Annotated in this window: 30 protein-coding genes; 10 read left to right on the forward strand and 20 right to left on the reverse strand. The window is 45.2% G+C overall.

Translation table 11 applies throughout. The annotated features are described in order from the left end of the window. Positions 1–215 precede the first annotated feature (215 nt). From fba to B0181_RS04925, 3 genes are all read right to left on the reverse strand, one after another. Entirely contained in the window at positions 216–1,253 is a 1,038-nt protein-coding gene (gene fba / locus B0181_RS04915; RefSeq protein ID WP_078276388.1) for a class II fructose-bisphosphate aldolase, read from the reverse strand. Positions 1,254–1,491: 238 nt separating this feature from the next. Beyond that, positions 1,492–1,860: a hypothetical protein gene (locus tag B0181_RS04920; protein ID WP_115338193.1), complete on the reverse strand. Its 369-nt coding sequence runs from the start codon at positions 1,858–1,860 to the stop codon at positions 1,492–1,494. Between the two features lie 188 nt (positions 1,861–2,048). Then, a complete protein-coding gene (locus B0181_RS04925) occupies positions 2,049–3,251 on the reverse strand; it encodes a phosphoglycerate kinase (protein WP_078276390.1) in 1,203 nt (400 codons plus the stop codon). A 358-nt stretch (positions 3,252–3,609) separates the two neighbouring features. Here B0181_RS04925 and B0181_RS04930 point away from each other — a divergent pair, with 358 nt between their 5' ends. The 6 genes from B0181_RS04930 (at position 3,610) to B0181_RS04955 (ending at position 7,136) form a co-directional block, all read left to right on the forward strand. Next, positions 3,610–4,047, forward strand: a complete 438-nt coding sequence (locus B0181_RS04930; RefSeq protein WP_078276393.1) for an HIT domain-containing protein — start codon at positions 3,610–3,612, stop codon at positions 4,045–4,047. 152 nt (positions 4,048–4,199) lie between these two features. Then, the gene (locus B0181_RS04935) at positions 4,200–5,414 is read left to right on the forward strand and encodes a tyrosine-type recombinase/integrase (protein ID WP_078276395.1); all 1,215 of its coding nucleotides are present in this window, start codon (positions 4,200–4,202) and stop codon (positions 5,412–5,414) included. Between the two features lie 281 nt (positions 5,415–5,695). Continuing rightward, on the forward strand, positions 5,696–6,064 hold the full coding sequence (locus B0181_RS04940) for a hypothetical protein (protein WP_078276397.1): 369 nt from the start codon (positions 5,696–5,698) through the stop codon (positions 6,062–6,064). 41 nt (positions 6,065–6,105) lie between these two features. Continuing rightward, positions 6,106–6,648 carry a hypothetical protein gene (locus B0181_RS04945; RefSeq protein ID WP_174900346.1) on the forward strand — a complete coding sequence of 181 codons (543 nt, stop codon included), beginning with the start codon at positions 6,106–6,108 and terminating at the stop codon, positions 6,646–6,648. Between the two features lie 12 nt (positions 6,649–6,660). Beyond that, positions 6,661–6,948 carry a hypothetical protein gene (locus B0181_RS04950; protein WP_078276399.1) on the forward strand — a complete coding sequence of 96 codons (288 nt, stop codon included), beginning with the start codon at positions 6,661–6,663 and terminating at the stop codon, positions 6,946–6,948. Further along, positions 6,945–7,136 carry a hypothetical protein gene (locus tag B0181_RS04955; RefSeq protein ID WP_078276401.1) on the forward strand — a complete coding sequence of 64 codons (192 nt, stop codon included), beginning with the start codon at positions 6,945–6,947 and terminating at the stop codon, positions 7,134–7,136. Before B0181_RS04950 ends, B0181_RS04955 begins: the two co-directional genes overlap by 4 nt. 39 nt (positions 7,137–7,175) lie before the next feature. Here the strand turns inward: B0181_RS04955 and B0181_RS04960 are convergent, their stop codons facing one another. Beyond that, a complete protein-coding gene (locus B0181_RS04960) occupies positions 7,176–7,718 on the reverse strand; it encodes a D-Ala-D-Ala carboxypeptidase family metallohydrolase (RefSeq protein ID WP_078276403.1) in 543 nt (180 codons plus the stop codon). A 3-nt stretch (positions 7,719–7,721) separates the two neighbouring features. Continuing rightward, positions 7,722–8,048, reverse strand: a complete 327-nt coding sequence (locus B0181_RS04965; protein ID WP_078276405.1) for a phage holin family protein — start codon at positions 8,046–8,048, stop codon at positions 7,722–7,724. 133 nt (positions 8,049–8,181) lie between these two features. On the opposite strand from B0181_RS04965, the gene B0181_RS04970 reads away from it, so the two are divergent. Then, positions 8,182–8,436: a type II toxin-antitoxin system HicA family toxin gene (locus tag B0181_RS04970; RefSeq protein WP_078276406.1), complete on the forward strand. Its 255-nt coding sequence runs from the start codon at positions 8,182–8,184 to the stop codon at positions 8,434–8,436. An 11-nt stretch (positions 8,437–8,447) separates the two neighbouring features. Beyond that, complete coding sequence (locus B0181_RS04975) at positions 8,448–8,777, forward strand: type II toxin-antitoxin system HicB family antitoxin (protein WP_078276407.1); 330 nt, start codon at positions 8,448–8,450, stop codon at positions 8,775–8,777. Positions 8,778–8,787: 10 nt separating this feature from the next. Here the strand turns inward: B0181_RS04975 and B0181_RS04980 are convergent, their stop codons facing one another. The 4 genes from B0181_RS04980 to B0181_RS04995 are packed head-to-tail and all read right to left on the reverse strand — an operon-like array spanning position 8,788 to position 14,285. Beyond that, entirely contained in the window at positions 8,788–9,420 is a 633-nt protein-coding gene (locus B0181_RS04980; protein ID WP_078276408.1) for a hypothetical protein, read from the reverse strand. Further along, complete coding sequence (locus B0181_RS04985) at positions 9,413–9,709, reverse strand: hypothetical protein (RefSeq protein ID WP_078276410.1); 297 nt, start codon at positions 9,707–9,709, stop codon at positions 9,413–9,415. The genes B0181_RS04980 and B0181_RS04985 overlap by 8 nt, the downstream gene beginning before the upstream one ends. Before the next feature lie 10 nt (positions 9,710–9,719). After that, positions 9,720–13,604 (reverse strand): TipJ family phage tail tip protein, encoded by a 3,885-nt coding sequence (locus B0181_RS04990; protein WP_078276411.1) that lies wholly within the window; start codon positions 13,602–13,604, stop codon positions 9,720–9,722. Positions 13,605–13,607: 3 nt separating this feature from the next. After that, positions 13,608–14,285 (reverse strand): tail assembly protein, encoded by a 678-nt coding sequence (locus B0181_RS04995; protein ID WP_115338191.1) that lies wholly within the window; start codon positions 14,283–14,285, stop codon positions 13,608–13,610. Between the two features lie 102 nt (positions 14,286–14,387). Here B0181_RS04995 and B0181_RS05000 point away from each other — a divergent pair, with 102 nt between their 5' ends. Together B0181_RS05000 and B0181_RS05005 are read left to right on the forward strand one after the other, a co-directional pair. Beyond that, positions 14,388–14,558 carry a type II toxin-antitoxin system HicA family toxin gene (locus tag B0181_RS05000; RefSeq protein ID WP_078276412.1) on the forward strand — a complete coding sequence of 57 codons (171 nt, stop codon included), beginning with the start codon at positions 14,388–14,390 and terminating at the stop codon, positions 14,556–14,558. A 55-nt stretch (positions 14,559–14,613) separates the two neighbouring features. Beyond that, the gene (locus tag B0181_RS05005) at positions 14,614–15,027 is read left to right on the forward strand and encodes a type II toxin-antitoxin system HicB family antitoxin (RefSeq protein ID WP_078276413.1); all 414 of its coding nucleotides are present in this window, start codon (positions 14,614–14,616) and stop codon (positions 15,025–15,027) included. On the opposite strand, the gene B0181_RS05010 is transcribed toward B0181_RS05005, so the two are convergent. From B0181_RS05010 to B0181_RS12070, 11 genes are all read right to left on the reverse strand, one after another. Continuing rightward, positions 15,007–15,768 (reverse strand): C40 family peptidase, encoded by a 762-nt coding sequence (locus B0181_RS05010; RefSeq protein ID WP_078276414.1) that lies wholly within the window; start codon positions 15,766–15,768, stop codon positions 15,007–15,009. The two genes, B0181_RS05005 and B0181_RS05010, sit on opposite strands and share 21 nt — an antisense overlap. Before the next feature lie 27 nt (positions 15,769–15,795). Continuing rightward, complete coding sequence (locus B0181_RS05015) at positions 15,796–16,161, reverse strand: PIN domain-containing protein (RefSeq protein WP_078276415.1); 366 nt, start codon at positions 16,159–16,161, stop codon at positions 15,796–15,798. Continuing rightward, positions 16,161–16,370, reverse strand: coding sequence for a hypothetical protein (locus B0181_RS05020; protein ID WP_078276416.1), 210 nt, complete (start codon positions 16,368–16,370; stop codon positions 16,161–16,163). The genes B0181_RS05015 and B0181_RS05020 overlap by 1 nt, the downstream gene beginning before the upstream one ends. Positions 16,371–16,423: 53 nt before the next feature. After that, the gene (locus B0181_RS05025) at positions 16,424–17,083 is read right to left on the reverse strand and encodes a phage minor tail protein L (protein ID WP_078276417.1); all 660 of its coding nucleotides are present in this window, start codon (positions 17,081–17,083) and stop codon (positions 16,424–16,426) included. A gap of 1 nt (position 17,084) precedes the next feature. After that, a complete protein-coding gene (locus B0181_RS11885; RefSeq protein WP_143821576.1) occupies positions 17,085–17,228 on the reverse strand; it encodes a DUF3810 domain-containing protein in 144 nt (47 codons plus the stop codon). 91 nt (positions 17,229–17,319) lie between these two features. Then, positions 17,320–17,727 (reverse strand): hypothetical protein, encoded by a 408-nt coding sequence (locus tag B0181_RS05030; protein WP_078276426.1) that lies wholly within the window; start codon positions 17,725–17,727, stop codon positions 17,320–17,322. Between the two features lie 275 nt (positions 17,728–18,002). After that, a complete protein-coding gene (locus B0181_RS05035) occupies positions 18,003–18,335 on the reverse strand; it encodes a phage tail protein (protein WP_078276418.1) in 333 nt (110 codons plus the stop codon). 3 nt (positions 18,336–18,338) lie between these two features. Further along, positions 18,339–22,739, reverse strand: a complete 4,401-nt coding sequence (locus B0181_RS05040) for a phage tail tape measure protein (protein ID WP_078276419.1) — start codon at positions 22,737–22,739, stop codon at positions 18,339–18,341. A 57-nt stretch (positions 22,740–22,796) separates the two neighbouring features. Then, complete coding sequence (locus tag B0181_RS05045) at positions 22,797–23,378, reverse strand: hypothetical protein (protein WP_078276420.1); 582 nt, start codon at positions 23,376–23,378, stop codon at positions 22,797–22,799. A 449-nt stretch (positions 23,379–23,827) separates the two neighbouring features. Then, entirely contained in the window at positions 23,828–24,121 is a 294-nt protein-coding gene (locus B0181_RS05050) for a hypothetical protein (protein WP_078276421.1), read from the reverse strand. 23 nt (positions 24,122–24,144) lie between these two features. Continuing rightward, a partial coding sequence (locus tag B0181_RS12070; RefSeq protein ID WP_078276422.1) for a hypothetical protein occupies positions 24,145–24,578 on the reverse strand: 434 nt, incomplete at its 5' end.

Here is a 24,578-nt window from a genome sequence, read left to right on the forward strand (position 1 = left end):
CATATCACTGTATTTGACGAAATTTTGTGCGATTTGTACACAAGGGCAATGGTTAATTTTATACACACAAAGCAATGATTAAGCAATGACAATATCATCACCACACACTTTGCAATTGTTTATCAAGTCAGCACAAAACAAATCGCCAAATAAACAACAAACCCAACAACCTTTCGCAAATGCGTTTGTTGCTGGGTTTGCTTATTTTGCCAAGATTAGCTGTAGTAGCTTACCATGTTTTCAAGGCTGATTGGGCGAATTTTGCTGGCGTTACCCGCTGCGCCAAAGGCTTCGTAGCGCGCCACACAGATTCCTTCCATCGCTTTGATTGACGCAGCCAAATATTTGCGTGGGTCAAATTCAGCTGGATTTTCGTTCAAGAAGCGGCGAATCGCCCCTGTGCTTGCCAAGCGCAAATCGGTATCAATATTGATTTTACGCACACCGTGCTTGATGGCATCAACCAACTGATCCACTGGCACACCGTAAGTTTCGCCGATGTTACCGCCATTTTCGTTGATGATTTGCAGCCATTCTTGCGGTACCGAGCTTGAGCCGTGCATCACAAGGTGCGTGTTTGGCAAGGCTTCGTGAATTTCTTTAATGCGGTCAATCGCCAAAATATCGCCAGTAGGCGGGCGAGTGAATTTGTACGCGCCATGCGATGTACCAACAGCAATCGCCAATGCGTCCACGCCAGTGTCAGCAACGAATTGACGCGCTTCTTCCACTGAAGTCAAAAGCTGGCTGTGGTCAAGCACGCCTTCTGCACCCACGCCGTCTTCTTCGCCTGCCATGCCGGTTTCCAAGCTGCCAAGACAGCCGATTTCACCTTCTACCGACACGCCGCACGCATGCGCCATTTTTACCACTTCGCGAGTTACGCCTACGTTGTAGTCATAATCTGCTGGGGTTTTGCCGTCTTCCTTAAGTGAACCATCCATCATCACCGAGCTAAAACCAAGCTGGATAGAGCGTTGGCAAACGGCTGGACTGGTGCCGTGGTCTTGGTGCATCACCACAGGAATGTGCGGCCACTCTTCAATGGCTGACAAAATCAAATGACGCAAAAACGGTGCGCCTGCGTACTTGCGTGCGCCTGCTGACGCTTGCACAATCACAGGTGAATCGGTCTTATCCGCCGCCATCATGATGGCACGCATTTGTTCTAGGTTGTTTACGTTAAACGCAGGCAATCCATAAGCATTTTCGCCAGCGTGGTCAAGTAGCTGACGCAAAGAAACCAATGCCATAAAGCTCTCCCCTTGGGTTTAAAATGAGAATAAAGGTCTATAAAAGACAGCCATCGCCATTATATCGCTAAGACGGCAAAATTTCAACCATAACGCCTTGCAATAAACGGCCATTTAATAGATGGTTGTTTGGCGATCAACTTCAAAGCAGCTTCCAAAAAACCAAAAAATAAAACCCAATCATCAGACTGGGTTTTATCATCAAATCTGCATTGGCAGATGTGCAATCACGCCAAAATTAGAACTTTTGCTCTTCTGGTACTTGCTCTTCAGCGGTGTGTTCAGCGTGCTCAGCGTCTGATTGTGCATTTTGTGCCATATCTTCAGCTTTTTGAGCCACGTCTGCTGCTGCACCTGCCACTGCTTCGCCAGCATCTTTGTCGGCTTCAGCGGTCTTATCAGCGGCCGCACCCACTGCGTCAGCGGTTGCGTTGCCTGCGTCTTTAGCAGCTTCTTCAGCTTTGGCTGCCACTTCAGCGGTTTTGTCCGCTACGTCAGTTTTTGCAGCTTCCACCGCTTCTGCGGCTTTGTCTTTGGTTTCTTGGCTGCACGCCGCCAATGCCAAAGCAGCGGCTGCGATTGCAGATAGAGCTAGAATTTTTTTCATGATGAAATCTCTTGCAAATTATTGTCTTAAATCATGCCAGTCGTACGATTAAACGCCCATAACTGACAATCATTTCACAAATAGTTTAACGGTTTTTCAATGCTTTCACAAGCACAAAGCCAAAAACGTAACAAAAAATTACAATTCGTCAATTTTGTCCGCTTACGCCTTTGGCTAAAAGGCTGCAATTAAGAAGCGTCCGCCAATGCTGCGATGGCTGGCAAAGTCTTACCTTCCACGAATTCTAGGAACGCGCCGCCGCCTGTAGAAAGGTAGCTCACCCCTGCCGCCACGTCATATTTATCAATGGCTGCCAAGGTGTCGCCGCCGCCTGCAATGCTAAAGCCCGCGCTGTCTTTTACGGCACAAGAAAGCGTTTTGGTGCCTTCGCCAAATTGATCCACTTCAAACACGCCAACAGGGCCGTTCCACAGGATTGTTTTGGCGTTTTTCACCGCTTCGGCGATGCGTGCTGCGCTGTCTGCCGCCACGTCCAAAATCATCTCATTTTCGCCAATTTCACTCACCGATTTGCTGATGGCGTCCGCCTTGGCAAGTAAGCCCAAAAAGTCATCAAAATCAATTTGTGATTTGTCCGCCACCACCACATCGCTTGGCAAGATGATGTTGGTTTTTTGCATGATGGCTTTGGCGGTGTCCACAAGGTCAGGCTCGTACAAAGACGCGCCCACGTTCACGCCAGTTGCCGCAAGGAAAGTATTGGCAATGCCGCCGCCCACCACGATGCTGTCGCACATTTCGCTAAGGCTTGTCAAAACGTCAAGTTTGGTGGAGACTTTTGAGCCGCCCACAATCGCAAGCACTGGCGCTTCTGGATTATCCAGCGCACGAGCCAGTGCATCAAGCTCAGCCGCAAGCAAATGCCCTGCGCACACCGCCTTGCCGTCCGCTGCTGCCGCACGAATCACGCCTTCAGTAGAAGCCTGCGCGCGGTGCGCCGTGCCAAATGCGTCCATGACAAACACATCGCACAAATCGGCATATTTTTTGGATAATTCAGCACTGTTTTTCTTCTCGCCATGATTAAAACGCACGTTTTCTAGCACCACAAGCTCGCCTGCTTTGGCGTCCACGCCATTGTCCAGATAATCTTTTGAAAAAGACACAGGAAAATCTAGGTGCTGCGCCAGATAGTTCGCCACTGGTTCAAGCGAATATTCGTCTGCAGGCTCACCTTCGGTTGGGCGACCCAAATGCGATGCCACCATCACCGCCGCACCTTGCGCCAAAGCGTCCTTGAGCGTTGGCAAGGCAGCCTGCAAGCGCACATCGCTTGTGATTACGCCATTTTTAATCGGCACGTTCAAATCTTCACGAATCAGTACGCGCTTTGCCGTTAAATCCAAATCCTTCATATTAACGATGGTCATATTGCACCTTTTTGTGATGGTTGAGTAAAAGCCGCCATTTGGCTGGCAACATAAAATAAGCTCGCCTTGTCGTTGCAAGGTTTCGCTGTTTTAAGACTGTATAAACGCATTCATTGTAGCACATTTTACTAAGTTCGGCGGCTTAATTTACGAAAAATCCTGTACGCTTAAATTTTCGTGCTAAGCATAAGATTTTATCTAAATTTTGTGCTACAATACCACGTTAATTTGGGTAAAATTTAACCCAGCTGCATTTATGATTTTAAGTTAAGATTTTTGTTGGCGAGCGATTTTGGTTTATGATTGCCGCCGTGTGCGATTTAGAAGTTAAATTTAATAAAAATATCAAGAGTTTACCATGTTTCAACTACACCCAACCTTAGCCAAAGACACGTTTTTGGTGGGCGATTTTCCGCTGTCTACTGTGCGTTTGATGAACGATTGCCAATTTCCGTGGCTGATTTTGGTGCCGCGCGTATCTGGCGTTAAGGAAATTTATGAATTGTCAGCTGCCGACCAAGTGCAGTTTTTGCGTGAGTCTAGCTGGGTTTCTAGCCAGATGGCAAAGATTTTTGGCGCAGATAAAATGAACGTTGCCGCGCTTGGCAATCAAGTGCCGCAGCTGCATTTTCACCACATCGTCCGCTACCAGAACGACTCACGCTGGCCAAATCCTGTGTGGGGCACGCCTGCGATTCCTTACACCGCTGAAGTACTGCAGCATATGCAGCAAACGCTGATGATGGCGCTGCGTGGACACCATGAAATGCCGTTTGACTGGAAAATGACCACATAGTTCTTTGACTGTCGTTCATTGTCTGTAGATGTCTGCTAAATTATTGATTTATTTTGCTTTATTTTCTCTTATCGTCTGTTATTGTCGCTGGCAATCTTTCGGTATAGCGCAATAATAGTAGTAAGATTAGTAGTAAGATTTAAGGCAGAACAATGCGAACCATCAAACCATTAACCAACAAACAGATAGAAATCGCCAAACCAAAAGATAAGCCTTATCGCCTATACGATGGCGCAGGCTTGTCTTTGTGCGTCAGCAGCAAAAAAACTTGGCATTTTAGCTACGCCAAGCCCTACATCAAAAAACGCACCATGATGTCGCTTGGCACTTATCCGCAAATCAGCCTTGTGGACGCACGAGCCTTGCGCGATGAATATAACGCCCTACTTGCCAAAAACATTGACCCGCAAGAACACAAAAGAATGCTGGCGCAAAACGAAGTTAATGTTTTGCAAAATACATTTGCGCGTGTCGGCGAAAAATGGCTATCACAACAAAACTACTCAAGAATAACCCAGCAAAGCGCAGAACGCTACTTGCGCTATGCCAACGCTTATTTGGCGCAAATCCCTGTTGCTAAAATAACCAGCCATGATATTTTGACCATCTGCGAAACCGTTGCAGAAAAACACAGCTCACTTATCGCAAGTTGCGTCAAAACAAAAATCGCCCAAGTGCTAGATTTTGCATTAGGTCGCCGCCTGATTGACACCAATGTGGCACGGCAACTTACCAACACCCACCAAGCACACCAAAAAGGCAATCGCCCTGCGCTGACCGACTCGCAGCAATTTTCACAATTTTTACGCTTCATACACCAAGACAGCTTGCCGGGCTTATCTTTCATCAATCAGCAATTTTTAAAATTAGCCCCCTATCTATTCGTGCGCCCCGGTGAATTGGCGCAAATGCACTGCGATGATATTGACTGGCAACTCAACCAATGGCGATTCACACCCTCAAAAACCAAGAAAAGCACAGGTGTTCAGCTTATCGTTCCTTTATCTCGCCAAGCAATAAAAATCATCAAAGAAACCATCAGTTATCATGGGCAAGACTATGTGTTTTGTTCGGTGCGCCGCAAAGAAGGCTACATTGAAAACCGCACGATTTCCGCGTGGGTGCGAGCAAACGGCTTTCAAGACCTACAAACACTGCATGGGCTTCGTGCCAGCGCAAAAACCATCTTAGAAGAAGTGCTGGAATTTGACCCAAGATACGTTGAAATGCAATTAGGACACGTCGTCAAAGACGCCAACGGTACAGCATATAACCGCACAAAATTTATAAAACGGCGAACAGAAATGATGCAAGCATGGGCGGATTATTTAGATGAGCTTATTGCCAAGCAAAAAGCCAAAGCATAACGCCTCGGCTTTTTTTGGGCTGTTGTATCACTAGCCGTACAATAATATTCTAATTCACACACCCTGTGGCGTGGTCGCTTATCAAGCGCACAAGCATTGGCTTGTACGTACATAGTACAGCAGCCCAAAATTCATGTCAAGCACAATTTTTTTTGAAAAAATTAAAAAATTTTAAAAATAATGCTTGACTTGTAACCATTATCATACTATAATACACACATCAACCAAAGATGGTTGATGGAAAACTGAACTAACACGCCTACTAGGGCAGGAGAAAAATCATGCAAGTACTTATCATTGAAACCAACGAAATCGCAACTCTAAACGAGCTAATTGACCCAAAAAACGGTTGCGACTTACTACAAGATTTCATCGGCAACCACGGCGGATTTGGCGAAAACACCGACAGTCAATTTAAGCCTGTGCATGGCTACATTGGCGATGATTATGTAGAATACATCACAAGCCAAGACAACTATAACTGGTGGAATGCAGTTGTCGCCAATCAGCAAGAAGCCATTGATTTGATTGCACAAATGGCAGATGAACATGGCGAAAAGGTGCATGAAATTGCAGCAGATGCAGGGCAAACAGACCTAGAAGACCAAGCAAGTGCCATTATCCACGCACTAAACCAAGCATTTAACTAAGATAACCAGCCCTGCCAAGTGCAGGGCTTTGGAGCTTAAAAATGGCAAAACCAAGCAACCACGAAACGGCTTTGGCGGCTATGATTGCCCATCAAAAAAACCGCCGCGCCGATTGGGAAAGCGTGGATTGGACAAAGCATAATGACGAGATTGCCCAGCTGCTGAGCCGCCACCCTGATTCGGTGGCAAAAATGCGCACCAAATTTGGCGCACAAGGCATGGCAAAACGCAAACCAAGGCGAAAATATAAGGTAACTCGCAAGGCAGTGCCACCACCGCACACGCAAGAGCTGGCAACAGCCGCCGCCAAAATTAGCCCAAAATCGGGCAGGTATGAAACCAATGTGAATGCCAAACGCTGGCTCATTATATCACCAAGCGGTCAAAGGTTTGAGTTTAGCAACCTACAGCACTTTGTGCGAAATCACCCAGAATTATTTGCCAAAGCCGATACGGTGTGGAAACGTCAAGGTGGTAAGCGTGGCACGGGCGGCGAATATTGCAACGCAAGTAATGGGCTGGCGCAGGCGGCAAGACTAAACATTGGCTGGAAGGGCTGGCAGGCGAAAATTATTAAGGGGTGAAATAAGGAGAATATGAACAAAAAATCCATCAGTCAGCGAGTGCGCCGCATTAACAACCCAAAAGACAAATTAGCACTGGTACAAGAATGGGTAAGCCAGCGCCAAAGTGATTTTTTTAGCGCGTTTGAACAATTAGAATATGCTGTTGGCGTAGATGACTTGCAACAAATCCACGAAGCCATGGACAAAATCAAAGACATCGCCATCAAAAACTACAAAGCCATGCCGAATATCGCAGAGGCTATGCTGGTGAGCAAACATTACACGGTAGATTTGGACGAATACGAGCAGGAAAAATGAGCAAGACACAACTACAGCGCAACCAAGAATATAAAGAACGCAACAACGTTAAAGGCATAAGCGCAAGTTTTAACTTGTCAAAAGACGATGAACGCACGGCTTATGAAATTTGGCAAGATTTGCCAAATAAAAAGCAAGTGTTGATTGATTTGTTGTTGCAATATGACAACGAACGATTTGAAAAATAAAACAAATCCCCCAAGCTGAGAACTTGGGGGATTGTTGTGTTAGCCAATCGTAAAGCTACTTTGCCGCTGCCGCCCACTCGGGTGCTTATACGCCAAATGCACCCAGCTGTTCGGACGCTTTGGGTATTCGATGATGGCTTGGTCAAACTTAATGCCACGCTTTTTAAATTCACGCACCAAAAACGGCACGATTTTGGCTGGCACACCAAAGGCAGGGCAGCTAAAATCAATGGCAAAGCCGTGCTTATGCGCCGAATTACTCGCCCCGCCAATGCGTTTGTTTAGAGCTGGTGAACGATAGCCACTGGTGATACGAATTGGCTGCCCTAGAATGTCACGAGCGGGTTGCCACAAGTTCTCTGCGCTATCAATCAAGTTTTGTAATGTGGCATGGTCTGGCATATTGTCAATGCGGTTGCGTGATGCCGTTTGGCTGGCTAGTAGCTCGTTTAGCGTGATGTTGGGCGTGATTTGAATCACCATGCCATCTGCCAAGGCTTTACGCAGGGCTTTTTTGGACTGCTCGCCCCATTTGCCGTCGGGTGTTGTACCGATTTTTTGTTGAATGTCTTTAATTTGCATGATTTACTCTCCGATTTTAAAACGTTTTTTAACCAAGTCTGTTGCACTGTCAATGGCTCGTCCGCCAGCATGACCGCTGATTGCCACAGCAACGGCGGTATAAAGTGGTTCAATACTCCATGCCTTGCAGATTAAAAATGTGACAATACCTGCAAAGACCGAAATCACAATTTCACTTAATAGGCGAACAAAGATAAAGCCCAAAGGCTGTTTTTCTTTGCTTTCATTAAGCCGTCTGATAAAGCCGACAAATCCACCCAGCACTGCCAAAAACAACACCCAAGGCAGTGCCACAAAAAATTGCAGCCAATCATTTTCGTTGTAGTTCATGTTTGCTCCAATAAAAAAGCCCCGTTTGGGGCGTGAAAAAACCGCTTATTAAGCGGCTGATAAAAAATTGCAAATTGACATATCAATACAAGCCATCTATAATAGCAACTATATTTAGTTGCATATAATCATTATGACCAAATCAGATAAGCTAAAAACCAAATTAAAAGGCGATATTAAAACCTTTGTCTTTGATGACTTGGTAACTTTATTATCCCAGCTCGGCTATCAAATGCACGAACGGGCAGGCAGCCGAGTAGTATTCATTCACCAAGATGACGATAGCGACCGCATTCATCTGCACAAGCCACACCCTGAAAACACCATCAAAGGCGGTGCTTTAAAGGCGGTTAAAACCTATTTACTTGAAAAAGGTCATTTGACCTAAGGTAATACAACATGATGACTTATAAAGGCTATGTTGCCACCTATGAGCTTGATACTGATGATGAGATTTTTTATGGCAAATTGATTGGTATCAATCAGCTGGTTACTTTTGAGGCGACCACTGCCCACGACTTAAAACAAGCCTTTTATGACAGCGTGGATGATTATTTGGCATTTTGTGCCGAAAATAACATCACACCTGATAAGCCATTTAAAGGCTCGTTCAATGTACGCATTGACAGTGATTTACACCGCCGTGCTGTGATGGCAAGTCGTGGCAGCAGCCTAAACGCCTTTGTTGCCGATGCCATCAAAGAAAAGCTGGGCGGTTTATACGCTTAGTTTTTGGTGGTTAAAGCCCTGTTAAATCCACAAGTAGTGGTGGGCTGGTGTAGGCTTCATTATGCGCCCCATGTCTTGTATCAGACTGCCAAAACTGCGTTAGCACCCCTTGATGGTTATACCAAAACATGACATTATAAACATCATATTCATAGGCATAGCCCAAAGCCTGCTGTTCGCCATATTGGATAGGCACAGGGCTGGTATAAAGCAAGCCGTATTGTCTGTTAGCATCTAATCGCATACCCTGTTGGCATACACCCAGCACATTAAGATACTTTAAACGACTGTCAAATACCAGCTCGCCATTTTGGTCGCTGTAAATTTTTAGTCCTGCCTTACCCGTTGCCGCAGCTTCTGATGGGTTGCCAAACAAATAAAACGTGCGACCACTTGGATTGATGACAAACAGTTTTATCCCGCTTTTGTTATTGGTTACAAAGTGATTGCACAATGCAATGGCACTGTCTTTGGTATTGCTAAGCGGTACGACCGCCACCCCAATTTTGTTGAATTGTACGACAGGTGACCAGCCCCTGTCTTTAATCTGGTCGGCTGTGCGTGTGACGGTCTCAATCAATGCCAAATTTTTATGCCGACCGTCAATTAAAATATGCCCGTTGGGTTTATGCAGTTTAATCAATGCTGGATACTCCTACATATAGCGCATAGTTTTTATTGCTGCGATTACTATAAGATAAGCGCTTACCGCCTAAAGTTGCCCGAATGCGTGGGTCAAAGGTCAAATCATTATCATTCCCTTCGCTTTTTAACATAAAAAACCAAAACGGTTTGCCTGTGGTGTCAATGGTAAAATTACCACTGGCACCCGTTGGCAAATCAATCACGGCAAGTAGTCGTGATGTGTTTTTTGACAAATCAAACAAAACCCCACCAGTGGCGGGGTCATAACATCTTACATTTGCACTCAATCATTGCTCCTTATAATAAGCCCATTTCAAGCAGTAGTCGCCCCCGTGGGTCTCGTAGCTCAATCTTAGAACCCGTGTAGGTGAATGTACCACGGCTGTCAGATGTGCGTAATGTGCCGATATTTGCCGACAACGCCGACAGCTCTTTAATGCTTGCTTTGTTGATTTTGGCAACATCGATAGACCCATTTTGGATATACGCACTGTTGATATACGTCCCAGCTGGCACAGACACGCCGTTGATTGTCTGCGCCCGTGTCAGCACAGTAAACGGGCTGGTTTTGCCACCGTTTGCCCACAGGCTAAAACGGTCAGCTTGCACCATGAACTCGCTTTTTTGCCCTTGCATTGCCAAGCCAAAGCCAGTTGCTGCGCCATTAGCGTTCATCTTGACGGTGTATTCGCCTGTGATGCCGTTCAGACTTGCCAAACGCTGCTCAACAGTCATGGTCTTGCCACCGATGGTTGTTGTTGCTTGGGTTGCCTTTTGGGATATTGCTTTGTCAGCCTCTGCTTTGGTGTAGTAATTGGTGGTTAAATTACTTTGCACCGCACTGATTGCGCTGTCGGTATCTTCAGGCGCTGGCGTCCAGTCTGTTGCGATGTTGCCGTATTCTAACTTTGGTTTTTTAAGCTCAATAATACCCCCAACCCAAAACTCAAAGCGTACAAATAAATACTGCAAATCCTCCGCTGTAATCGTGCCTGTTACCACAAGCTTCTGCCAATCGTTTGACAGGTCAAACGATTTACCAACTAAATCATCTTTAAATCCACCCGTGATGCCTTTTCGCATTGCAACAGACAATCTAGGATTTCCAGATATTTTTTTAGCATAGACAGATAGCGTAAAAGTTGTACCATCTTTTAGCCACGCTTCAGCAGTGGCTTTGCTGATGTCATATCCAAAATGCTTCCAAGATGTGTCATTACTTGTCAGGCGTGCTACGCCATCAGCGATAACCATGCTGCTGCCTCGCCTACCACTGGCAAATCGCCATAGTTGGTCTAGGTGCTCGGTATGCTTTAATAAATTACGCCCGCCCACCGCCAAACTATCAAACCGACTGCTCAGCGTATCAAGCTGTGTCGCTTGTCCGCTCTGCGTCTGCTTAATCGCAGTAATCTCACTATTAGCATTGTCCGACGCAGTTTTTAGCTGTGTGTAGCGTTGTGACAACTCACCTGTCGTTACCGCCAAATCACGGATTGAGCCTGTATGACCGCCCACAGTCTGCTTAAGATTAGCGATTTCAGCAGTTTTTGCATTGTCAGACAGTCTTAGCACACCAATATCAGCGATGGCTTGACTGATGCGGTTACGCTCAGTGCCGATGTCACTGATGGCTTTATTGATGTCAAATCTAGCCGATGCCAAACCTGTCTCAAGCCCACCAATCTTATTAATCGGTGCTGTCAAGTCTTGGTGTAGCTGACTTGTGGTGATTTGACCTGTTAATAGCTCAAGCACTTTTTCGGCTTGGGCTTCGGTTGTGCCGCTTGTCCATGCTGTCCAGTCTGACGTATTGCCCAGCTTATCCACAATTCGCCCACGATAAAACTGTGTTAGGTTACCTTGTAGCCCTGTGATTTCGTGCTTGTTAGTGGGGTAGGCAAACGTGCCAAGGGTTGTGATGTTACTTCTGCCGTCTGGCGACACCTGAATTTCTGTATAATTGGTGTCGTCTGATTTTGCGCCAAACGCCCAATCAATCTGCATGCCAAATAACAAACCCTTAGCGGTAAGCCTTGCTGGGCGGTTTGGTTTGCCAACTTTGCCTGTGATGGTGGTTAATTGACTGTAGACAGGCTGGCTTGACACACCAAAGGGACTGATTGCCGTTACCTTAGCCTCATAATTGCCACCATACACGCCGCTGATGTCCGCTGATACGCCTGTTTGTTTTGGCAATACAATCCAGTTGCCACCATCTTTTCGCCACTCGACGATGTAATGACTTGCCATTTGCACCTGCCCCCATGCGATGTTTAGCGTGGTGACAGACTGCCCTTGATGGGTGGCAATGCTTTGGCTAAGCGTCACAAATTCAGGGCTGGCAATGTGATAGCTTTCGTTTACCGTGTGGGGTTTTGGGGCGACTTTGACAGTTGCACCAAATTTGGCAGGCTCATACTGCACCCCTGTGATGTTAAAAGTATCACCATCTTTGGTAATGCTCATCACCCGAAACTGCATTAAACGCAGTTGGCTACTGTCAATCGCCCACACATTGCCAGTACTGACAGTTTCAAAAGCCGCATCTACTGCCACAACGCTCTCGTTTTGATAATCACGCACAAGGCTTCGCTTGGCAATGCCGCTGGCTGTATTGACAACCAACACATCACCACGCTTTGCCGTAACCGCTCTATCAAGGGTAATGGTGCGGCGATTTTGGTTTACCCCTGCGATACGCCCACCATTGGCACGCCCAGCGAAAACTTCGTCAGAGATGTTAATCACATCACCCACCTGTGGAATAAAGCCCTCAAGCCCCGTTTTAAAGCTCACTTGCTTGGTTTCTAATTGCTCGGTCAATAGCGCCCACTGCCCTGCTCGTCTGGCTTGCGCTAGGCTAGTGCAACCAAAAGCGGATAAATCTAATTGTCTGATACCAATGCGGGCGATTGCCGCTTCGTCTTTGACCCATTCATATTCGGTCTGATAGTCGTTATCAGGGTTATCCCAAGCGACTTTAACGACACTGTGGCGGTCACGGGCGCGTGTGCCAGTATAGACAAACAGCCCATCAACCACATTAGCACGGCTGAATGTATAAACAGGGTCTTTTGGCATATCACAATTTACCGTGATTGCCTGACCATTCCAATAAGATAGCCCACGAAATACACCCGCTAATTGGCTAATCACATTAAAAGCGTCCTCGGCTTTTTGTAGATACACATTGATGGCAAAGCGTGGTTCTTTATTGCCGTTGCCATCGTCCACCAGCTCATCGCAATATTTGCCAATCTCATACAGCGCCCATTTATCCACCATAGAAGCGTCCAATCGGCTGCCTAAGCCATAACGCTTAGCAAGCAACAAATCATACAGCACCCACGCAGGATTGTTACTGTAGCTTTCAATGAATGTGCCGTCCCAAAGCCCTGTGTAGGTGCGAGTTTGGGCGTTATAATTGGACGGCACACGGATAATCTTGCCTTTTAGACGCACGGATAGCTTGGCGATATTTTGAAAGCTTTTGGCATCATATTCAAGTGCAAGCAATGCGGTGCAAGGATAGCGCATTTTACTGTCAAACAGTTCTTGCACTGCGTCAATGTACATGGTATCGCTGATTAAATCGCTCGTGCTGTTGGCGGTCAGGCGGCGGACACGGATTTGCCAGCCTGTGCGAGCCTTTGGTAGGTTGATGCGATGGCTTCGGGTGTAGCCTGCCGATGTTTTATCCTGAATAAAGGTGCGTAAAACTTCAATAAACGCCCCATTATCGGTGCGCACATCGATGGCGTAGTCAATGCGATAGCCGCCCACATCGCCGTTGGTTTCTTGCTTGGCTAGTCTGTCCCATTTTAGGCGCACCGCCACCGCTGATAGCTGTTTGTCATTAAACGCACGGATAAATGGCTTGTCGTGTCTTAGCTCAACACCCACGCCAATTTCATTGACCACGCTGTCAAAGCCTGTAATGTGCGCTTGGTCGTTCGTACCTGCACGAAATTCATAGCGCAAAGCGTTAAAATTGGACACGCCATTGGTAACGATTGGCGTGTTCTCAAGACGAATGCTTGATGCACCATTGGCAAGCCCATAAATCTCACCTTCTGCCAAGCCGTATAGGATTTTAACGGTTTGCAAAGATTGTACGCTGTCTTTTTGGATATTGGGCTGTCTTTGGTTGGATTGCCCTTTTTTAAAGCCTGTAATCATTTTTTAAACTCCAAACATTTTGCGCAAGCCATGGCTGGCTTTATTGCCTGTCGTTACACTTTCTCGCAAATCCTCGGTATAAATGCCAGCCGAGCAGATAAAACCGCCCACATCACGCTCACCGTAAAGAATCGGCACAGGATTCCCTTGTGCCACGGTCGTTACCGCACCGCCAAAGCCATAGTTGGCTTTGTTGCCGTCTTGGTCTTGGCTGTCAAGTTTAGGCGTTGGCATTAAAAGAGAGGTTAAGCCACCAATCATCATGCCCACGCCCATACTAAATAGACTGGTTGACATCGCTCCCCATGCCGCCATAGATGCACCACCTGTAAAAAATGCTGCACCGATTAAAGCTGCGCCGGTCAAAATTTGCATAAAACCACCATTACCGCCAGCACCGATGATTTGTGGCACAATGTGAATGGTGGACGCATTGGTGATGTCTTTTAGCTCATCTTCGCCAATATTTTTGCCCATGCGTTTTAATGATTTGGCGGTTTTATCGCTATTACCGACAAAGACGGCAAAGCCCAGCCCCTTTTTCTTGCTTTGTAGCATAAACTCACGAAAGGCAGGCATTTGACACGCCAAAGCGTGAGTGGCTTCATAGGCACTTGCCACATCGAGCTTAAAGTATTTGCCAAACTTTTTTAATGCGCCATGTAGGACGATGGTTTTCATGATGTTTTTCCTATAAAAAATAAACTTTTTTGTTGATTTGGGCTTGACATTATAAACATTTTTGTTTATAATATACTCACTAACAGCAATTAAGGGTAACAGATGAAATATAGCGATTTGATTAAACTGTTGCGTGAGCAGGGAGCGACGTTTAAAGAAGGTAGTAAGCACACCAAAGCATACCTAAACGGCAAACAAACCGTAATCCCAAGACACAAAGAGGTAAACGAAATCACTGCCAAAGCCATCATTAAACAGCTACAATCAGACTAGGGGGTAACCCCTAGCATTACCCAAAATTGCTAAAATCACCAACGGAGTTTTATTTATGTACTATCCAGCAACCCTAACCCCTAATGGTGCAGGCTTTACCGTAACCTTTCGTGATATTCCAGAAGCCATCACCGAAGGGGCAACCCTTGATGAAGCTCTAACAATGGCACAAGATGCCCTGTGTGTGGCGATGGAATTTTATACCGAAGACAACCGAGCCGTACCAATGCCAAGCCAGCCACAAGATGGCGAACATTTGGTAGGTTTGCCACCGTCCTTGTGGGTAAAGGTGCTACTACTTAATGAAATGCTTGCACAAAATATCAGCCAAGCCGAGCTTGCCAAACGCATGGGAATAATCCCTCAAAAGGTAACTCGCCTTGTGGATTTATCACACACTACCAAGATTGATACTTTGGCAAATGCTTTTACGAAATTGGGCAAGCATTTACAAGTTGCTTTGGTGTAAATCCCTATGCCTAACCACCATCGCCGTCCTGCGCTGCCAGCTTTCGCCATAAATCTCACGGCGTGATAGCGCCCCATGTGGGTGATGAATGATGACATCGCCCCTGTGTGGTTCGCTATCTTCGCTTGTCAGCTGTGTGTCGCCCAAATAGACAAGAGCGTGGTTGATGTGGTGAGTACGCCCCACACGGCATAAAATCACATCATAAGGCTTTAAATCTTGCACTTGGATAAAGCCCGCTTTTTCAAAGTTATTTTGATAAAGCGGCTCGTGGTGTTCATCTTCCCACCAACTGTCTGTGCGTGTAAAATCAGGCAATTTAATATTTAGCTCACGATTGTAATAATCACGCACCAGACTGTAGCAATCAAGCAAGCCATGATGATACTCACGCCCCAGTAGCGGTGCTGTGTAATCGTCAGGCTCATATACGCCAAAATCTGTGCCATTGGTAATCACCCACGGCACACCGTGTAGGCTCATTTGTAGCCTATCACCATCGCTGGGTAAAATATCGCCGTTTGGGTGGCTATGCACAATGGCGATAATCTCACCCATGCCTTCAGCTGCTACCCAGTCGCTGGGGTCTAAGATAAAGCTGTCGTTGCCGTAAGCAAGATTGGCACATGGTACATAGTGCTTTTGCTTGGCGGTTTTGATAATCACCCCGCAGCATTCTTTGGGGAGGCATTTTTGATAATGTGTTAGAATTTGGTTTTTTAGTGTTTGGGTCAATTTCATAAATCACAGCCAATAAAAAACCGCCCATTAGGCGGTGTAAGTTTGGTATTTGCGTTTGAGCTTCTCATCAAATGTAATCAGTACCAAATCATGCTCTAAAGCCGTAGCAAGCACAATACAATCAGGCAATTTGATTTTATCCTGCTGGCGAATGCCAATGGTGCGAGCTGTGATGGCGGTGGACAATGGATATTGCACAAAATTTGCCATCAAACGCACAAAGGTCTCGCTGTCTTGTTCGGATTGTGGAAAACCCAAAACTTCAATGCGGTTTATCACACTGATGGCACACTCATGAGCTTGGATATTGAGTGCCTTAGCCATTTGCAATGCATTAGGGTCTTTGTTTTTTAAGGCGATAATAAAACAAGTATCCAGTAAGTATTTTGGCATCAGTTCCACTCACTGCGTAAGGATTGTTGGATTGCAAGCCCATCATGTTGCTCTGTAGGCTCTGGTAAATCTGCAACCACATCAAGCAGCGATACAGGATTATCTTTATGTACCAAGTTCATAATATAACTTTCAATGCTAAGCCCTTGCGTTTGGGCATTTTGTAAGATAATCTGCACATCTTGAGCAGGTAAATCTAGCGGTATCATGGTGTGTTTCCTTGTGAATTTGGTCATATCTTAGCAAAAATTGAACACAAGTGCTACATCGACGACGCAATAAACCCACCAAAGGACAACTCGCTGTTTTCACCATAGCGTAATTTGCATTCAAAGCCACGCCCACCGCATTTATCACGGGCAGGGTCATTGGTTGGATTGCCGTTTTCGTCAAACATTGCCGTCCCCATATAGCCACACTCCTCGCCCCGATAGCCACCCGTCACCGCCCAATGACAAAAGCCTGTGATTTGCCGTACAGGGATTTTTAAGCCCTCAAAGTCCACAGGGTTTGACAACTCAAAGCTCACCGTCTGTCCGTTGTCCTCAGTCATCTGCTCAACAAACCAAATCTGCTTTTTATGCTGGGCGTTTGGGTCTTTTAAATGCTTGGCAAGCGTATGAATGACGGTAAGTTTTGCGCCGACAAGGTCATGAAATCTGTGGCATAATGCACTGATGACAAAGCCCAAATTATCATGAAAATTGGCAATCTTTAAAGTGGGAGCGGACGCTCGCCCATCGCCGCGCATTTCTAGTCCGTCAGCTTCAATCGCTACAGGCTCATAGGTTTTGCCCTGCCAAACGATTTGCCCATCGTGACCGTGAAAGTACATTTGACCTGCGCCCACATTATCTGCGTCTAGGTGATACAGCGTGATAATCTCTGGAATTTGCAGGCTTTGTAAATCTTGGTTGTTCATATCATCGCCCTTTGATAGCACGGATAATTTCAGGTAATTTGTAAATAAAAACAGCAACCCATAAAACCGCCCCAATTATTAAAATCTCACCCATGGTAAATTTTCCTTCTTTAAAAAGGGTTAAAACTGTGATAAAATCACTCATGTATTATGTCCTTTTATTGATTTAATACCTTGTAAATCTCATGTATGACATAAAAACCCCAAAAGCTCGCTACTTTTGGGGTTTTTGCTATTTAGTCACCGATACTGCCTGAACCTGTTGGGCTTTCAATAGCCAAGCTGTCGTTTGCATCAATCGCTGTGGTATCTCTTACTTCTGCTGATACGCCAAATTTACCATCTTTATACACGCAGGCAAATTTGGTGACTTTGATGGTATTATCCCAACCTTTTAGTTCCTTTAGCATTTGTACGCCCCATGCCAAAATCTCGGTGCGAAAAATGGTGGCACGGTTGCGTTTTAAGATGCCATTGTTTGGCTCATTATTACTGACTTCAAAGCCGTCGTCCTCTGGATAATACACGATTTCTACAACATCGGCTTTTTCGCCGTGCTGCCCTGTCCAATAGTCAATTTGTGAAATGAACGACTGTAGCGTTTGTGCCTCAGTGCGTGATAGTGTGGTTAGTTCGTCACTCATGGTTTGCTCCATAAAAAAGCCCCTAGTGGGCGGTTAAGATTTGAATTTATGCCATTGCTCTAAAATCTGCGGTAATCGCCAAATGATTAAGCCAAGCAGAAAAAATGTGCCAATGATTAAAATTTTTAACACACTCATTTCTCCCAATTTTGCCAAATCTATGGTAAAATTCATTTATGTTTTATCCTTTGTATGCAAGGTTAAAAATAGAAAATCCCAAGTGTTGGTCGCACTTGGGATTTTTGCGTTATGTGACCGACACAAATGTCGGGCAGTTAAAAAGTTTGTTTTAAATTAAAATTCAGCGACCAAACATCGCCGCCAACTTGATTTCGCTTAATATCACCATCTAGCCGCACCTTAATGCGTGGCTCATTTGGCACAGGGGTAATGGTAAAAGGTGCTACCCCGCCCGTTGCCACCAAAAAAGCAAAGGCAGCGTCAATCACTGCCTTTTTGTCGGTCATCGAGCAGCTCCAAGCGGTGCTGATATTATTAATGCCGTGGCTGGTGACCTGCTCATAGCCATCACCAAATCGCACGGTGTTGGTGCTAAGCTTGGTGGTTTGGCTGCTTTGTATGCTTATTGGATAATTGAAGTGTTGCATAATTTACCCCAAACCATATAATACACCGCCTTGGCGGCGTGCTTGAATAAAGCGTTGATTGACTTTTGTTTCAACCGCATTGTTAATCATCTTGCCAATAGTCACCATCACATCACCATTTGGCTGTTGCTGTACATCAGCTTTTTCACCGCTGTAGTTATTGATGATAACTTTGGTACCACCCCCTTTAATTCCAGCCAGCGTATTATCAAGGTTTTTGGCGGTGTGGCGTGGCAATACTCGCTCGCCTTTTTCTAGGTTCCAAGTGCCTGATTTTGGTACAGACATAATGCCGTCATGGGCTTGTCCGATGGGCATGGTTACCGCTTTGATTGCACTGATGATTTTTGCGCCATGGCTTGCCGCCATTGCAAAATCAGACAATCCTGCAGGGAAACCTTTTTCAAGCCCCTTGCTCATTGCCTGAGAGATGGCAATACCCGCCTGAGCAATCGCAAAACCTTGTTGCAAGGCAAACATCGCACGATAGGCTTTAGATTGCTCGCCGAATGCGTCTTTGGCAAAACTTGCCATACCACCCAAAACATTTTGCGATGCAGCAAATACCAAATCACGCTTAGCGTTTTCATGGGCTTGTTGCAGCGCAATCTCTTGGGCATTAAAATCAGCATTGATGTCAAGTCCTGACTGTCTGGCATCTTGGATGATTTTTAACTGCTCATCATACTGCTTTTGCATTTGTTGCCAGCCTGTGATTGCTGTCGCCACTGCTTGACCTGACCCAGATAGGTCATTTGCAGTATTAAAGTTTAGCATGGCAAATAAGCTATTTGCCTTAAAGCTGTCTTGTAATTTGTTAAAATTATCAAGTATTTGCTTGTTGTGTTCGGCATTAAGCAATGATTGCTGTTGCTCATCAGTTAATCCACTTTGTGACAACTCCCAGCGTTTCTCAGCCAATGGGTCATGGGAATTACGAAGCATAAACAGCTTTCTTTCAATCTCAAGCTGAGCTTCTGACTGCTTATTCTCAAAGGCTTTTAATCGCGTACTTTCAATCAGCTGTTCTTTTAAGCTGTTGTTAATATCACGATATTCTTTGGCGTTGGCAAGTTTATACTTAAGCTGTTCAATTTCATTTTTGCCCACAAGCAAAATCTCATCTTTAAGCTTTTTGATGTCCATTTCCACCGCTAAATCGCCTTGGATTTTTAGCTTTTCACGCAAATTGTCCAGATGTTCTTGACTGACATCAGCGTATTTTTTGGTATTGGCAATTTCCCAATCCAAAATTTCAAGGGTGCTTAGCTGTGATGTTTGAATTGACTGCCATACTCTATCAATCTCATCAAGCACAGTTTTGTTGCGTTCTAAGCCATATTTTTGTGCAGTTAAAGCCTCAAGTTTGCTTGTATCCTCCTTGCCATATTTGCCCGCTTTTTTATCATACAGCAAGGCAGCGAGCGGGTTATCGTTGCCAAATAAGGCAATATCTCGCTCAAGGCTTGCAATACCATCAAGCACCGCCTTTTTGGCATCTTCTGCCATTTTTTGTGCTTCTTTAACAGCTTTAGGCACGCCTTTTTTAATGCCCTTGGCAAAACCATCAGCGGTATGCTTACCCAGTTCTTTCATCTTACGAGATGGCGAACGAATGTCTAAAGCGGATTTGACCGTGCTATAAACTTTGCTAGCAAGCTCACGAGCTTTAGCAAGTGCTTCACCCATCTTGCCTGTGATGCCTTTAATAAAACCAGACACAGCATCACGCCCAGCCTGTAGCAACTTACCGCCCAGCTCACGAAACGCATTTGCGATATTTGTTACCATCGTTTTGGCGATTTGCACAGCATTTTGTAAGCCGCTTTGAATGGCTTGCTTGACACCTTGCATATCACCACGCACCAAAGCTTTAATCACATTAAAGGCGGTGCTAAAGGCGTTTTTAATTAGGTTAAAGCCTGCGTTGAATATGCTGGCAAAGATGGTGATTTGGGCGGTGAAAATCGCCTTAATTGCACCCATGCCAGCTGTGGCAAGAGATTTGATGGCATTAAAAGCGGTACTAACAACATTTTTAGCCACTTCCCACGCCTTGCCAAAGGCTTCACCAATGCCACTGTTGGCAATGCTGTCTTTCACGCCCTGCATGGCTTTGGTGACATCGTCTTTGGCACTGGTTAATTTATCACTGGCAGACTTTTTGACATCTTCAAAGGCGGTGCTTGCGCTGTCTTTGACGTTATTCCATGCTGTACTTGCCGATGATGAGACGCTATCCCATGTACTGCCTAAGCTTTCTTTGGCAGATTGCCATTGTTTATCAGCAAAATCAGCGGCTGTGCTGACGCCTGATTTGATACCGTCCCATGCTGCGGTTGCCCCTGTTTTTAAGCCATCCCACACCACGCCAATTCCTGAAAAGATGGACAAGATGTTATCCACCATCTCTTGCACTGGCGCAGGTGCAGTTGTTAGCCAGTCGGTAAATGCCTGCTTGATTTCGTCAATCTTATCTTTGATGGCTTGCTTGATACTTTCCCAAGCATTACTAACCGCCGATTTGATACTTTCCCACACGCCATCGGAGCTAGCAGTGATGGACTGCCAAATGCCGCTAAACCACTCACCCACGCCATTCCATACGCCCTTAATCCATTCCCATGCAGCAGTGGCGTATTGTGGGATATTGTTCCAGACTTCAGCGGCTTTTTCTTTGACGGTGTCCCAGTTGTTATATAGCCAGACACCTGCCGCTACCAAACCAGCAATAGCGGCAACAACCGCAACCACTGGTAAACTAATGGCACCAATGCCAGCGCCAACCAAACCAGCCATCGCACTTAGTGTTGCCAAGCCTCCAATTACCGCCACAGCACCAGCTGCAAGCACACCTAAAACAGTAACAACACCTAAAACAGCACCAACAATTCCTGCAATGGTTGTTACAAGCGTTGGGTTTTCTTTCGCCCACGCTGTCACACTTTCAATAACTGGTTGTAATGCGTCAGCCAAACCACCCATAACAGGTAAGAAAGCATCACCAATGGATGCTTTTAGGTTATCAATGCTAGATTGAAACATTTTCAATCTACCTTCGGTGGTTGATGATACGTTTTCCGCTTCTGCCGTCATTGAACCGGCATAATTTACACTATCGGCAAGTAATTCGTTAATCTTTGCCATTAAGTCAGGCGCGGTTGCCAAAGCCAAAATATCATCGCCAAAGTTTTTGCCAAAAATATCGGTTGCCACTTCAATTTGCATATCTTTTGGCAATTTATTTAGGCTTTCAAGCATTTGGGCAATGGCTGCTGTACCGTCTTTTTTAACTAGATTTGCAAATTCTTGTACATCTAAACCAAGCGTTTTAAAGCTCTGTTTAACCCCTTTATTGTTCGTATCCAATGTTGATAATGTTGTCAGCATTGAGTTAATACCCGTTGCTGCAACTTCGGGAGCTTTACCCAAGCCAATCATTGCCGATGTTAAAGCAATCGCTGATTGCTCTGTTAGTCCAAATGCTTTAGCCGAACCGCCAACACGCCCCAATGCTTCAACAATTTGAGAGGCTTTGGCAGGAGTGTTATTTGATACGGTGTTAATCATATCGCCAAACGCTCCCATTTCCTCAATGGGTTTTCCCCATACATTAGCAAGTTTTGCCATAGCATCGCCTGCGGCATCGGCTGACATATCAAATGCTGTTGCCATATTAGCAACCATTGTTGTAAAACTTACAAGGCTACCTTCTGCAACACCAAGCTGACCGCCAGCCGCTGCAATTTCTGCCAATTCTGTTACGGTAAGCGGAATTTGTGTTGATAGCTTTTCAAGCTCAGCTCGCATATCTGCAAGACCTGCTGGACTTTCAAAATCAACCACCTTTTTAACTTGCGCAAAAGCTGACTCATACTCCATCGCCTTTTCGGTTGCACCATGTAAGGCGTAACCCATGCCAGCCAAAGTCGCACCAGCCATTAGACCAGCATTTCTAAAACCATCAAGCGCTTGTTTGTGTTTGTTGGCAAATGTGTCAAACTTGTTAATAGCACCGTCTAACTTTTGATGGTATTCACTCGCCGCTTTCTTGGCTTTTTCCCATACGTTCGCAATACCGCCTTTGGCGATTTTTTCGTGGGCTTGGACTGCTCTTTGGGCAGCCTGTGTGACATCATCATTGGTTTGCTTAAGCCTAGCCATTAGCTTTTCCATCGTGGTAAAACTACCGTTAGCTTCACGCAACTTACCAGAAGCATCACGATAAGCGCCGCTTAATTTCATGGCGGCTTGTTGCAAATCATCTGTGGATTTCTTTACATCCTCCAAGCTGTCGCTGGCATCATCACTGGCTTTCTCAAGCTGTTCAAAGAATTTTTGTAGTTTTTGTAAATCACCCAGATTATTCACATCGAGCGTTACACTGACACGACTTTCACTCATTTTATCCCACCCAACAAAAAACCCTGTACAATGACAGGGTTTAAGAAATAACTAATATTATTCACTTGGCACAACTGTTAAAGTCAAAATGCCTTTATCAGGGTTTGCTCCAACCTTATACACAATCTTACCAATAGCAACTTCATTGTTTGCAACCTCTTTGGTTTCAGACGCTTTTGTCACAACATCGCTCAATAGTTTTACTACCTCGCCTGCCGATTGCTCTTTATCAAGCTCTGGGCTTAGAGTTCTAGCCAGCGCTCCAGCATGAAATGCAAAAAACATCATCTCTTCAGGCGTTGCCTGCGCAGCAAGGGCAGAATATTTCATTTCATACACATTGCCATTTTTGGCAATACCACCATCAAGGCTAAGAGCAGGGCTAAAATTAACCACAAACATATCATCTTGAACAACAATAGGCGTATTCCAGTCTTTTACTGCTTGGTCTGATGATATTTGACTAAAAGCGTCTTTTAAAATAGTTTCTACACCATCATTGATTTGCTTTGGTGTCAAACCCAAATCTTTAGATGCTTCCGTTTGATTGCTTGTGGCTTCTGCCTGTTCTGCTTTATCCGAACCACCACAACCCACCAATGCTAGCGATACAAGACCTGCCAAAATTAACTTTTTCATACTTTGCTCCTTTGCTGATTAAAGCAAAATCATAGCAGTATAGTAATATTTTAGCAAGCTCATAATAGCTAAAACCGTTGGAATAAACCCATGTTTGTGCTTCATGCCAAGCCCTTAATAGAAAAAGCCAATAACGCCAACTAACACCGATATTGATAAAATCAACCATGCGATGGCTTGTAATAATCCTGCACGGTCTGCGCCTTTTTCGCTCATTCTGCTACCCTAGATTAAATCAATCAACGCCCAACACAAACGCAAAAACACCACGATAAAAGCAATATGCCATAACAACCGAATGATTTTTTGTGGTGTTACATCGCCAATCTCAATCATAAAAACACCTAGCAATTTAATAAAAAATCGTTTATCATTATTCACAGATTATCTCTTTAAGTATGGGTTAAAGGGTTAAATCAAAAAACCCAGCCGTCCCCACGGTTGGGTTTTTATCTGTGTCTTAGTTTTGCCCGTATCGCTTCATTCGCCCTTTTGCAGTCCATATCATCAAGCGCAAAAACGCACTCCAACACCAGCCACTCATCAATAGGGCAAGGCGCAAAGCCAAATACCGCTTTTACATCAGCCACCGATAAAGGCAATACACCACTTTCGGTATATCGTCTTGCACGGCTTGCCAAAGCGTAAATGTTTAAAATACATTCGCTGATATAGTCAGGCTCTACTTCATCAGGGATTGGCTGATTTAGCCGTCTGTAAATCTCTTTTTTACGCTCGGTCAATGGCTCATGTTGATATAGGGCGATTACTTTTTTTTGATGTTTTGGATTTTATCGTAGTACTCCTCCATCAACTCTTGAAAAGCATTGGTAATCATTGTGACACACACCAATCCTTGTTCGGTTTGCCCCAAATGCTCAAACAGCTTTAAAAAATTATCGCCATTTGTCGCCAAGGGCTTACCATCGGTATCTTGCACATTCCACTTAGCCAGCAAATACTCACCAATGACAAACATCAAAGCAACATTTTTGTGCATTTCGTCTTTTTTGGCTTCCATCGCTTGACGGCTCAAAGTGTTTTTGGTGAGCGGGTTGCGAGTGTTTAACTCTTCGCCCACAGTGGCAAAAGCCCGTTGAAAAGCCTCATCATGCTTCATCTCAAGCGTCAATTCCAAGCCTGTTTCGTCATGCTTGATGGTTTTGGTAACTTTAATATCTTGGCTATTTTCAAAACCCG

This window comes from Moraxella caviae (genome assembly GCF_002014985.1).
Taxonomy (GTDB): domain Bacteria; phylum Pseudomonadota; class Gammaproteobacteria; order Pseudomonadales; family Moraxellaceae; genus Moraxella; species Moraxella caviae.